The organism is Armatimonas rosea (genome assembly GCF_014202505.1).
Taxonomy (GTDB): domain Bacteria; phylum Armatimonadota; class Armatimonadia; order Armatimonadales; family Armatimonadaceae; genus Armatimonas; species Armatimonas rosea.
Map to the genome: position 1 here is coordinate 828,797 of NZ_JACHGW010000001.1, position 11,905 is coordinate 840,701.

At 57.0% G+C, this 11,905-nt stretch carries 7 protein-coding genes; 4 read left to right on the forward strand and 3 right to left on the reverse strand.

Features of this window, described 5'->3' with window-relative positions:
* Positions 1-26: 26 nt before the first annotated feature.
* Together HNQ39_RS03715 and HNQ39_RS03720 are read right to left on the reverse strand one after the other, a co-directional pair.
* Positions 27-572 (reverse strand): hypothetical protein, encoded by a 546-nt coding sequence (locus HNQ39_RS03715; protein ID WP_184192609.1) that lies wholly within the window; start codon positions 570-572, stop codon positions 27-29.
* A gap of 44 nt (positions 573-616) precedes the next feature.
* Positions 617-1,165 (reverse strand): hypothetical protein, encoded by a 549-nt coding sequence (locus tag HNQ39_RS03720; protein ID WP_184192610.1) that lies wholly within the window; start codon positions 1,163-1,165, stop codon positions 617-619.
* Positions 1,166-1,245: 80 nt separating this feature from the next.
* Between HNQ39_RS03720 and HNQ39_RS03725 the strand changes: the two genes are divergently transcribed.
* Positions 1,246-1,554 (forward strand): hypothetical protein, encoded by a 309-nt coding sequence (locus HNQ39_RS03725; protein ID WP_184192611.1) that lies wholly within the window; start codon positions 1,246-1,248, stop codon positions 1,552-1,554.
* Between the two features lies 1 nt (position 1,555).
* Here the strand turns inward: HNQ39_RS03725 and HNQ39_RS03730 are convergent, their stop codons facing one another.
* On the reverse strand, positions 1,556-2,440 hold the full coding sequence (locus HNQ39_RS03730) for a magnesium transporter CorA family protein (RefSeq protein ID WP_184192612.1): 885 nt from the start codon (positions 2,438-2,440) through the stop codon (positions 1,556-1,558).
* Between the two features lie 54 nt (positions 2,441-2,494).
* Here HNQ39_RS03730 and HNQ39_RS03735 point away from each other — a divergent pair, with 54 nt between their 5' ends.
* The 3 genes from HNQ39_RS03735 to HNQ39_RS03745 all read left to right on the forward strand — a co-directional run bounded on the left by HNQ39_RS03735 (position 2,495) and on the right by HNQ39_RS03745 (position 11,862).
* Entirely contained in the window at positions 2,495-3,016 is a 522-nt protein-coding gene (locus HNQ39_RS03735) for a YkgJ family cysteine cluster protein (protein ID WP_184192613.1), read from the forward strand.
* A gap of 221 nt (positions 3,017-3,237) precedes the next feature.
* Positions 3,238-9,612, forward strand: a complete 6,375-nt coding sequence (locus HNQ39_RS03740; RefSeq protein WP_184192614.1) for a carboxypeptidase regulatory-like domain-containing protein — start codon at positions 3,238-3,240, stop codon at positions 9,610-9,612.
* Positions 9,613-9,909: 297 nt separating this feature from the next.
* Positions 9,910-11,862, forward strand: coding sequence for a hypothetical protein (locus tag HNQ39_RS03745; protein ID WP_184192615.1), 1,953 nt, complete (start codon positions 9,910-9,912; stop codon positions 11,860-11,862).
* The last annotated feature ends 43 nt before the right edge of the window (positions 11,863-11,905 follow it).

An 11,905-nucleotide genomic window follows, 5' to 3' on the forward strand; every position in this document is an offset into this window, starting at 1 on the left:
GGGGTGCCGACCGTGAAGGCGAGAGCCTACAGGCGGATGCCGTACATCACCTGAAGTCCACCAATGAACTTATCGTCGTACTTGGCAGGGTACAGGTAGCGTGTCTCTAGGAAGGTCGTCTCGGTCAGGTTCAGCCCGAGGACGAAGTGTGCACCGATCAGAGTCTTGGTTGCACCACTGGTGGTCTCGGTGCCGCCCAGGTTCAGACGCGCGGAGTAGATACCAAGGCCGTAGCCGTAGTAGTAGTCGTAGCTGGAGGTACGCTTGGCATCGTGGGTGAGCTGGCTCAGCGTGATAGGGATGATGCGAAGGTTATCGCGCTCGATGTAGCCAACGCTCAGGACGCTGGTCTCGTTGCGCTCGGGTACATGCTGTACCACCGTGTCACCTTCAATGCTCAGGATATGGGTCCCACCCCCTGAGCGTGCCTGGCCACTACCTGGGCTGTAGAAACCCAGCTTGATCGCCGATGCATTTACTTCGTACTTGCTACGTGTTTGCGCCTGTGCGCTCCCACCGAAGGTCAAGAGCGACAGACCACAGATCGTCGCCACACGGAGAAGGTTCTTCAATACAAGCCTCCTAAACCAGATTGGTTCGTAATTTTATTTTTAACTTAGTTTCGCCGACCGATAAACAGGGCGATCCCATTGGGCGACGCGCCATTGACGCTGCCGCTGACATAGTGATACTGGGCCTCGACGAAAAGCCCACCCGTGAGCCGCAGACCAGCCCCTATGTACCCCCCGAAGCGTGCTTTGAAACCAGAGCCCGCCGCGTCCACGAAGTAGGCACCGAACCCCTCCGAGGTGAAGAAGCCCGTCATGCCTGATGTCCCGGAGCTACTAGCGCTGCTGGTTTTTGTTACCAGTAGCGGGGCAACCCGGAACGATTTTCCCGCAGTGCTCCCCGTAAAGTAGCCTACGGTGAGGGTGCGGTCTGTCTCTGAGCGCGAGCTGCTCAGGTCAACCATCCCCCCTGGCACCTGTGAACCAGAGAGTGCTCGGGTGTCACTACCACTGGGGCGCAGAACCCCGAGCTTGATGCGTAGGGGAATTGTCTCCGCCACCGAGTTAGCGGTTGGGTTGAGCTGTGCCCGGACAGGTGCGCTCGCTCCTATCAGTAGCACGGTAGCCAGGACCGCCATTCGTACGAGGTTTTGCATTGGGCTCATTATAAGGGTCTCACCCCCACGCGTCAAGCTTAGTTGCACAAAGGGGGGTGAGCATGCTACAATCGGCGGCGATGGCAAGGCTGAAGCGACGCTATACAACGGTAAGTGGAACCGACGATTGGATCGTCTCGGTTTCCTACGATGAGGGGGCTCTGGCCCGCTCACACTGGTTTGAGGCACAGGTCAGTGCTGTCAACGAGGCGACAGGGGCGGCTTTCAAGCTACCCAAGGAGCTCGCCACCTACCGGGTTGGAGAGACAGAGCATCCCTTCCGTGACTATGTCCGGATGGACTGGGCGGGAGATACCGAGGCCGCGATCGCGCACCTGGTCAATACTCTCTACCGCCGTATCTACGCCTATATCGAGCGCGGCCACTAGGCTACCAGTAGCCCCGGCGGCGGAAGTAGACCAGCGCCGTACCGCTGGCCAGCCCCATCACTCCCATCGCGGCCCACAGGCTCCACGACGGTGCCTGCTCGAAGTGGCCGATATTCATCCCGAAAAATCCCGTGATCGCGGTGATCGGGAGCGCCAGCGCCGCAATCGCCGTGAGCCGCTTCATCTGCTGGTTGAGCCGGTTGCTGGTCTGGGCCATGATCGCCTCCAAGACCCCCGAGAGAATATCGCGGTGGAGGTCGATCTGCTCAGTCAGGCGCAGGCAGCGGTCGAAGATATCCTGAAGCTGCGGCGTCAGCTGAGAATCCAAGACACGGTGCTGGAGACGAAGGAGCTGGTTCACCAGATCACGGAGCGGTGCGACTGTCTGGCGCAAGAGAAGAAGCTGTTTTTTGAGACGGAGCGCGGGGCCAATATCGACCATGCCCAAAGGATCGTAGGCCGCGAGCTCCAAGGCATCGATCTGCTCATCGAGGCGGTCCATTGCCGGGTAGCAGAGATCGATACACTCGTCGAGGAGCGTAAAGAGGAGCTGGCTGGGGGTTTGGACGCTTGGCGGCAAGACAGGGAGGGGAGGATCGGTGTGGAGAAGCACGATGTCGGCTCCAATAAAAAGATCCCACTCCCGGGTGACGTCCTCCAGATCGTCGGCATCGGTTCCGGTCAGGCCGCTCCAGAGCCGTAGGGTTACCAAGAGGGCGGAGTCGCATAGAACCAGGCGCGAGCGCTGGTCACGCTCGCGGGAGCGCTCCAGGGTGGCCTCGGGGATACCGAGCTGGCGCGCTTCTTGCTCCCAGTCGTCGAGAGGTATCTCTTGCAGGCCAGTCGGGAGGCGCCAGATAGACGTGTTACAATGCGGGCTATTCATGACTTCTTCACAAGCGAGCTCTAGACTCGGTCTGAACAGGAGGATACCCCAGCGGTGACAGAGCTGCTCAAGATGGCGGAGGAGACACACGACTCCCAGGCGAGCTGGGAGCGATTCCTAAGACGCCGCCAGGCCCTAGAGACAGAGATGGAGCTAGAGGTCTGTGATGGCTGTGATCACTGTGGGACCCGCTGCATCGCGGGTTTTGGGGTTACTCAGCAGGAGTGGGAGGACGTGTCCGCCTTTCTTGCCACACAGCCTGCCGAGGAGCTTGCTCGTATCGCCGCGCAGGAGAAGACAATCCCCTGGCCCGGTTCCGAGGAGCTTGGGGTGGACGTGACGGTCACGTACTGTCGCTTCCGTGATAGGGAGCGCCAGCAGTGCTCGGTCTATCCGGCCCGTCCGACCATCTGTCGACTCTTTGGTCAGACGAGCTGGCTGCCCTGTCCTATTGAGGCTGTCTCTCGCTATCCCGAGGCAGCCGCCTCCGTCTGGAACGACTACCGGGAACAAAAAAGAAAAACCTGGGAAGAGTGGCAGGAGGAGGAGAACATGAGGAAGATGTCGAATCGGTAGTGTGCTAGAGAGGCATGGGATGGTGGGTAGGTTTTTTAGGGCTTGCCTTGCTTCCCAGCGCTATGTTATAATCCGCGCGTGTCTCTCTGCAGTGTCTGCACAACTGAAACAATCTCTGGCTATCCAGGGGTCCAACTAGGTACCGGGTGTGCAGGCCACAAGCGACATTGCGGGAGCGGGAGTCTGGGTAAGCTCACGCTCTTTACTGGCGGGACGCGGCAATGGTCATGCTGTCGTCTGTGCTTGCCCGGATGCTGTCTGTCGTGGTCCGATACGGGCTGCGGAACGGGCTAATCGAGGAGGTTGACCCCACTTTGAAGTTCGTGCCTACATCACGGCGATATGCCGCACTTGCTGTTTTTATGACCGCGCTGGTCGGGATAACAGCTGTGGCGAACGCGCAGCGCAGGGAACGGCAAACGCCGAGCCTGGGTAAATACACGGTTCCGTTACGCGCGTTTTCGGGCGTTGGCGATAACCGTTTTCTCTCGCCGAGCGTGACTGCTCGCGAGTTGAATGCGACGGGCGCTCAAACCAACGGCGGGACTAAGAATCCCACACGTGTACAGATCGGTGGTCCCAACGGATCGAATGTCCAGGAAAAAGTGGTGGATGCGACTTTCTCGGAGACAACCGATGAGCGCATGCCTTACTGGACCGACGATGAACTGACGATCTACTTTGCTAAAAACTCGGGGACCGATGCCTCGAGCCACTACCAGCTCCATCGAATCGCTTCGAGCGTGGTCAATAACCCACAACAAAACGGAGCGGGAGTCAGTGTCGCCCTCACTAAAGAGTCGCTGGCAGATCACTGGTGGCCCACTCCGGATAAGTCGGGTGGCCGCCTGGCATTTGTCAAGTCTGTGGACAACCGTGTTCTCACAGATCCCCTCAAGACATGGCAGCTGTACGTCGCGGTGACGCCCTCGCCAGGAAACACTATTGACATTGGTCCGGGGGGGAACAGTAACCTCCTCAACTTGACGGGCGATCCCCAGACTTTCCGCGGCAAGAAGTTCGTCACTGTTGGACGGGCTTGCTGGATTGGGACAACCGATCTCTTGTTCTCGGGGCTACTGCAGGGTGATACGAACTACCACCTCTACACGGTGAACATCGTCTCCCGCCGCTTTACGCAGGTAACGGGTGGGGCTGCCGATGAGCGAAACCCAAGTATCTCGCCTGATGGCCGGTACGTTGCCTTCGACTCTACCGCTCAGCCTACCGTCGCCGGTAATATTTATGTTGGTGGTGGAGTTCCTGCCACGGATGTAAACGTCGGTGGCGAGAACATCGCGGTTGCGACCGGGGTCAATGGTAGCGGTAAGCGCAATATCTTCGTGATGAGCGTTGCCAACGGGACCGTGACTCAGTTCACCAACCGGTATGCGGGTGCGCCGGACTCCGACGATGTTCAGCCCTCCTTCTCTGCGTCCCGAAGTAACCTCTACACTAACACGACGGGCGCAGCGTACTACATTGCTTTTGCCTCGACCCGTCAGCCCAATATTCCTGGGGCCCCGACTGCATACACCGCAGGTGGTAACACCCACGATATCTATGCGGTGCAGGCGACGGCGACGGCAACCACAACAGGCAACCTGCTAGTTGAGTCGGGTCCCAACACAGGGGCGCAAGCTGCCAAGCAGATCGACACGGCTGATCCCGGCTACATCTTTGATGATCAGTACCCCACATGGTCTCCGTTCATCAATGCCACTCGGGTCGCGTTTCAGTCCAACCGTGTTGGAAGCCTTCAGTCGGGTAACTTCGGTGAAGGGTTCCGGACACCGGCCTCCCCGACCCCGTCAAACTACAGCGACATCTGCCTTGCAACCGTTCTGGATGTGAGTGCACCTACGCTGATTCGCTTCGACACCAGCACGAGCTCGGGCGAGATCGTTCACATCAACCCCGTTCGGCCTGGCGATACTCGGCCGCAGCCCTTCGATGCGGACGTTTCATCGCGCAGTCGTGCAAGTGACAGCCCGCTCTATCCCGGACAAGAAGCCTTCTTCACGGTTCGTATGGATGACCGCGAGTCGGGTGTTCAGTCCGTCTGGCTTCAGTTCAAGAACCCGAACTCAAAGTACCAGTCTCTTGCCCAAGGTGGCCTTGGGGTTGAGCACAAAGAGTACACGGGTACCCACTACGTTCTGTGGGAGGGCAGCCCGCCTCAGGTACTACCCTGGATGTCTGCGGATGGCTCCAACCGTGTCGGCGTCGAGTACGAGGCACAAGTGGTTGGCCTCGATGGAGTGACCTACTTCAATCACCGCAACTCGGGTGGGCCTATCTACACTCCGGCAACAAACGACAGGTTTGCCTTTACGGGTGCTGCTAATCCTCCTCTAGATGGTAACGGTGGTCGTCCGAACGCTTGGTTACGTCTCCAGCCGCTTGTCGACATTAATGGTGACCCCATAAAGCCCGCCGACGGTCGTGGTGGTGTGCTTTACGGAGCGAAGTGGCGCATGCCTGCGGAGGCTTCGGACTGGATCATAGATGTCATTGCGTATGACAATGCTACTAACCCCTACGGTGGTGGCTCACGCAACTGGATCATCTACGACAATGTCTGGGGATTCTCCACGGCTGCTATTCCCAACTCACCCGATGTTGATACGCTCTTTGTCTCTGACAATACTCTGGGGCAGAAGTTCTTCATTGCCCGTCCGGGTGAGATCGCAGGAAACCCCGACAACGCGCAACCCGTCTCGTTCGGGGCAGAGTCCTACTACACGGACCCTGTCATGACCCGCTACCCGCAAGAGGTCAATCCTGTTGCACCTCCTGCGCCTGGCTCAACGACTCTTCGCTCCTGGTCTCAGGCTGGGCCGTTGCAGCTGACAGGGCGCTTCGGTGGACGTTATCTCAATGGGGTTGCGATCAACCCTGGTGTGATCCATCCACTTGGAGTGGGTTCCTACACGGATAGCCAGATCGACTTCTCGCCGGTCATCGAGACCAATGGTGAGACGTACGCTCTGCCGAACACGGGGCGCTACACCATCTGGCGTACGCTCTGCCGTGGGCCCGTTCCACAGGAGCTCATGGATGCTTATCTGCCCTACGCCGCGCCTTCGCCGGCAGACGTCGTGGCGGGTGAGAAGAGTGAGCGGACGGTTCGCGTTAAGAAGCGTCTCATCGTCTGGGCATCTCCCTTTATTGGTAACGTCTTTATGGGAGCAGGTAGCCTCGCTGACCTGAAGACCCAAGAGCGCCTTACCAACTACGTTAATAATGGTGGAGCTCTGTTCGTCTCCGGTATGGACATCGGTTTTGCTCTCGCAGGTAATGGCCAGAGCAACGCTTTCTACAGTGGAACACTGAAGGCTCAGTATGTCTCGGATAGTGGTGGGAGCGGGGCGGAGTCAATCGTTGCGGTTGGGACTACAACGCTCAACAATGACGCTTGGCCAGCAGACCAGCACCTCTACGGTACCTTCGACGGAAACAACTGGGTCTACAGCGCACCACGCTCTGCACCGCTCAGTGCCCGTTTCAATACAGGTACTGGCCCGGGAGATGGTGGTCGGACAAGTGACTCTACCACTGCCTACATTGACTCGATCAGCCCCCTCACAGGAGCGACGCTTGAGTACAACTTCAACAACGGTGCTGGTGCCCTTATCTCCAGTACAACCGCAAACGGTGGTCGTGTCTACTATGCTTCCTTTGGTTTCGAGAGCCTCGGAAACGACTGGTATCCACAGACAGTAGGAAGCAATACGGTTCTCTTCAACCGTGCTCGCCGTGCTGAGATCATGACGAACTTCCTTCTGTCGAACCGTACGGGCACGATCTCGGGACGCATTATCGACGACAACGGCTCGCCGGTTGCTGACGCTCTGGTTCGTGCCACTCAGGGAAGTAATGTTGCGGTTGGAACTGCTCTTACGGATGCAAGTGGTAACTTTATCATCCAAGGGCTGCCGATTGGTCGCTACAACCTCTCTGGGTACCGACAAGGGTTCTACACCCAGCATGGAACGGGTTATCTAGTCCAAGCTGCAAACGATACGAAGGTATCGCTCCAGCTGAAGCGCGCTAACCCTGGCCAGCTCTCCAATATTCGAAAGCCCTCTGCTCCTCTCACTGAGGGAGGTGTCTTCGCACTGGACGGTAAGACGGGTATTGGTGGTGTTGAAGTGCAGGCTCGCCGCGTAAATGCGGACGGGACCATGAATATCGCGAGTGCCATCTCTTCCGATGGAACAGACGGTCGTCGGCCAGGGGCATACCTGATCCGTGACCTTCTGATCTGGGATGATGGCTACGAGATCCTGGTCAATAGCCCCACGAAACCTGACTTGGATTCCGCGGGCCGCCCACAGTACAACACGGATGGCACCCTCAAGACGGTTGTCAACCCTGCGTACCGTGCAGAACTCACAGATCTTTTGGTCGGTAAGCAGCCCCAGTCGGGTGTGGTGCTTGGATCCGGTACCCTGATTCAGAACCGACCCATTACTGGACAACCGGAGCGGTGGCGCTTGATCGTCGTTGAGGACCAAACCTCGCAGATGGACTTCCTTCTTGGTGGTCAATCTCAGAAGGTGACAGGAACTGTCCTCGACTCGACCACCAATAGTCCTCTGGCAAATGCCTTTGTGACTGCTGTCGATGAAACGACAGGGGCGACGATTGCATCGGCCAAGACGGATGCTGCGGGGAACTACACCTTGCTGACCGTCGCGGGTTCGTTGGACAAGCTGCCTGCATCTACCTACACGATCACTGCGTCAGCGCTTGGATACAACACCGTCTCCTTTACGAAGGTGGTGGTGGGTGGAACGGGTGACCTCGTTCTCCCTGTATTCCGCTTGACTCCGTTGCCTGACGGTTCCGTCTCCGGAACGGTTCGTAAGGTAACAGGCGATGCGTTAGAAGCAGGTGTGACGATTCGGTTCTACATCGTGCAGAATGGGATCGTGAGCTCGACGCCGGCCAAGACAGTGGTCACCACACCGACTCTGACAAGTGATGCGACGGGGTACACCTATAACTTTAAGACCACTCTCTCACCAGGGCTCTACGAAGTTATTGGCGACAAGGTCGGTTTGACAACCGATCCGACACCTCTGCCGCGCCTTACCGTAACGTCGGCGACGGAGCGTCAGTCGTATAACTTCCGCATGCAACCTGCAAAGGTCTACAGTGATGGGGTTCAGCTGATCTCCACACCCGGCCTCTACAGCTACAGCGGTCCGTCTGCGATCACAACACGCGGTATCTTCGGGATCTCCGCCACTGGCGACAACGACGGTGACGGGACAGCCAATACTGCAAAGGATCAAGCTGTCTACAATCTCTTCAATGTCGCGGACTGGACGGGGACGGAGTACAACGTCAACCCAGACCTACAGATCCAGGTTGGTAAGGGGTACTTCGTGAGGTTCAACTCGCCTGTATCCGTGACCCAAGTTGGGACTGCTCTTCCTGGTACAACCTTTACCATTACGCTCGCACCCGGTTGGAACCTGATCGGACACCCCTTCGTGAATCCGACCAGCCCCAACACACCTGCTCCCGATCTCGACCTGTTTGCTCAGGGACAGATTCAGGAAGAAGGTGCGGCAGTGCTTAGCATGACGGAGGCTGTACGCCAAGGCAAGGTTCGCGGAGTCCTATTTGGCTACTCTGGGTCTAACAACGGATCCCAGTACTACCAGGCAAATGTCCTCAAGCCGTGGTTTGGATACTGGTTCCGCAACCTGACGAATCAGCCCATTAAGCTAATCCTTACCTACCCGTCGTCGAGAGCGGTGAGCACTGCTAAGACGCCTGTAACTCGTGCTCAGCGTGATGCGGTTACCACACGCTCGATCGTGAGCCGCAGTGTGACGGACTGGAAGATGCAGCTAGGCGTGAAGCTAGGTACCTATATGGACACTGACAACGCCATTGGAGTATCTCCTAGCGCCAAGGATAGTTACGATAATCAGGATACGGAAAAGCCCTCACGGGTACGGGATGTTCCTGGTGTCTATCTCTCTATTGATGGGACCAATGAAACCGGTCGTGCGGCTGGCTTTGCAGACCTAATCCAGGCTGCAACACCAGGTACTAAGACATGGAACTTCACTGTTGAGTCAACAGTGACGGGCAAGGCAACTCTCTTTGCGCCAAATGCTGGTCAACTGCCGAAGGACGTCATCCCTGTCCTGATCGATAAAGAGACCAACAAGCGGTATGCGATGCGAGCTGCGGCTGCCTTTAGCTACCAAGCGATTGCCAACCAGCCTCACCGCTTCCAGATTGAGGTTGCTCCTGCGAGGACTCGCCTATTGGCAATCAACAACTTGCGGGTTGCGGCAAACAGCCGTGGTCAGCTTGGAACAAGCTATCGCCTGAGCTTCTCGTCTACACAAGACGCAGATGTAGAGTTTGAAGTCCAGGCCTTTAGCGGTCGCACGATGCGCCGCATCCAGACCCGAGCATCGGGTGTGGGTGAGACAAGCATCGTTTGGGACGGGCGTGATGCCCAAGGGGCTAATCTCCCTGCTGGGGCTTACCGCCTAGTCATCACAGCGAAGGATATAACGGGGGCGACTGTTCGGCGCGAAGTGCCGTTTGGAAGCGTCCGCTAGATCAAGAGAGATTGCCTGGATTCATCTCTTGACAAGAGAAGGAATCCAGGCAATCTCTGTCGAAGAATAGTAACAATACGTGCGGGGTACAATGCGAACCATGATCGAGCGACCAGTTTGCTCGTTGAAAGAGAGGCTGGCTACGACAATGGACGGAGGAAAAACGCGTTGAGAAACTTGGTGCTTGGGAGCTTAGGGCGGCGCATCAGCTGGTCGCTGGTAACAGCGCTTCTGTTGCCTCTGCTCATTCTGGCGATGCCAAAGGCAGCGAAAGCGCAGACCACTCGAATCCCTTCAGTGGCAGCGATTGACTTTGGAGTTTTGTCAGGTGTTGGGGCAACTCAGATTGATGGCCGGACTGCGACGGATGCCGTAGCTCTGGAGATGACGAATACCGGTCGCTACGAAATTACGCCGCGCACGGTTCTTAATCAAGAGATTCAGAAGCAAGGGTTGAGTGCGCCGTTTAATAATATCGGTATTCAGCGGCTAGGGCGGTCCCTGGGTGTGGACTATGTCCTTACGGGCGACATCGTTAACACAACCAGTGTTGACAACCGTGTTAAAGTGACCCTCAGTGTTCGCTTGACGGATGTTGTCTCGGGTGAGTTTATCAATGGAGCTGTGGAGACAGGTATCTCTCCTGCGCCTCCTGCAGGCATTGAGCCAGATCGCCAGACCCAGATTGGGCAAGCGATTTCGAACGCTGCATTCCTTGCAGTTCGGACGATGAGCTCGTTCAGTTTGCCTGAAGCGACTGTTCTAAACACGACCAATGACAGTATCTTCCTAAACCGTGGAAGCCGTGATGGTATCTCCTCTGGTCTGGAGATGATTGTAACCCGTGGTCGCGAGCAGGTTGGTAAGATTCGCGTTACTTCGGTCCAGTCAACGACCTCCGTTGCTAGTGTTACGGAAGCGAGTAAGGGGATTCGTCCTGAGGATCATGCACGCGCAATCGTGAAAATTCCAGGGGTGACGGTATCTTCGGATGGGCAGATTAAGTCCAACGTGATTCCTGATATCGGAACGTATCGCCCACGGCAGAAGAACCAGAAGAGTGCGCTCAGTACTGTGATTGGTGTTGTGGGAGCCGTTCTTCTCGCAGGATTCTTGTTTAGTACGCGCAGTAGCAACCAAGGCGCTGGTGTTGTTGGAGTCGTTGCTCGTGCTTATGCGGATGGCTCCGTCTCTGCATCGCTTGATCCTTCGGCTGCTCGTGTCGAGCTTCGTTGGCAGGCTGCTCAAGACATTCCTGGTGGGAACATTATTGAGTATCATATCTGGCGCGACGGTATCCTAATCGCTGCTGTTAGCCGGACACAAACTCGTTTTGTTGACGATCCGATTCGCCAGGGCACCCAAAACTATAACGTCGTTGACTACGGTAGCGATGTGACCTTTACGCTAACTCAGACGACCGCTGGTGGCACGACTGCTGGTGGTACGACCGCTGGCACGACCGCTGGTGGCACAACTGCTGGCGGCACGACCGCTGGTGGTACGACTGCTGGTGGTACGACCGCTGGTGGAAACACTAGTAATCAGATTGGCTTTGGTACATCACTGAAGACTTTGAGCTCGACAGTTGTCCCAATGTCTGTTGGTGTAACGCACCGCTACGAGATTAGTGTGCTTTACCGTGCTGTCCAGGCTCCTGATCTTTCTCAGCAGTCAACTACCTCCGGTGGTGGTATCGGTGGTGGTATCGGCGGCGGTATCGGTGGTGGTATCGGCGGCGGCATCGGTGGTGGTATCGGTGGTGGTGGTGGTACGACCGCCGGTGGTACGACTGCTGGTGGGAACAACAACAACTCGACCACCCTCTTCCGTGAGTCTGCACTGGAAGCACGCAGTGGGCCCGTGACTCCCTTGTCTCGTCCTGCGGTGACCGGACCGGTTTCTGACCAGAACATGCAGCGCGTGACGGTTACGTATCAGACGGTCCCTGGTGCGAACGAGTACGTGGCGGAGTTCTCTTCAACACCTGACTTCAAGACAAAGGTGCAAAAGGGACCGTTCTTTGCGAACTTTACGTTGGGAGCTGTGACTCGGACGGAGTCCTACGACCTGAGCACAGACTTTGCTTCGCTCAAGGCCGGAAGTCGTGTCTACTATCGTGTTGGTGCACGAAGCTCACTAGATACGCCTGGACCCATGGGACGGGATACAGCGAATGGGGACAACTACATCTACTCACAGGAACTGACGTCCTTTGCTAAGATTAGTGTTCCGCCTGCGGCACCGTAGTCGCAAAAGAGGGAAAGGGGTGCGGTTCTGCCGCACCCCTCAT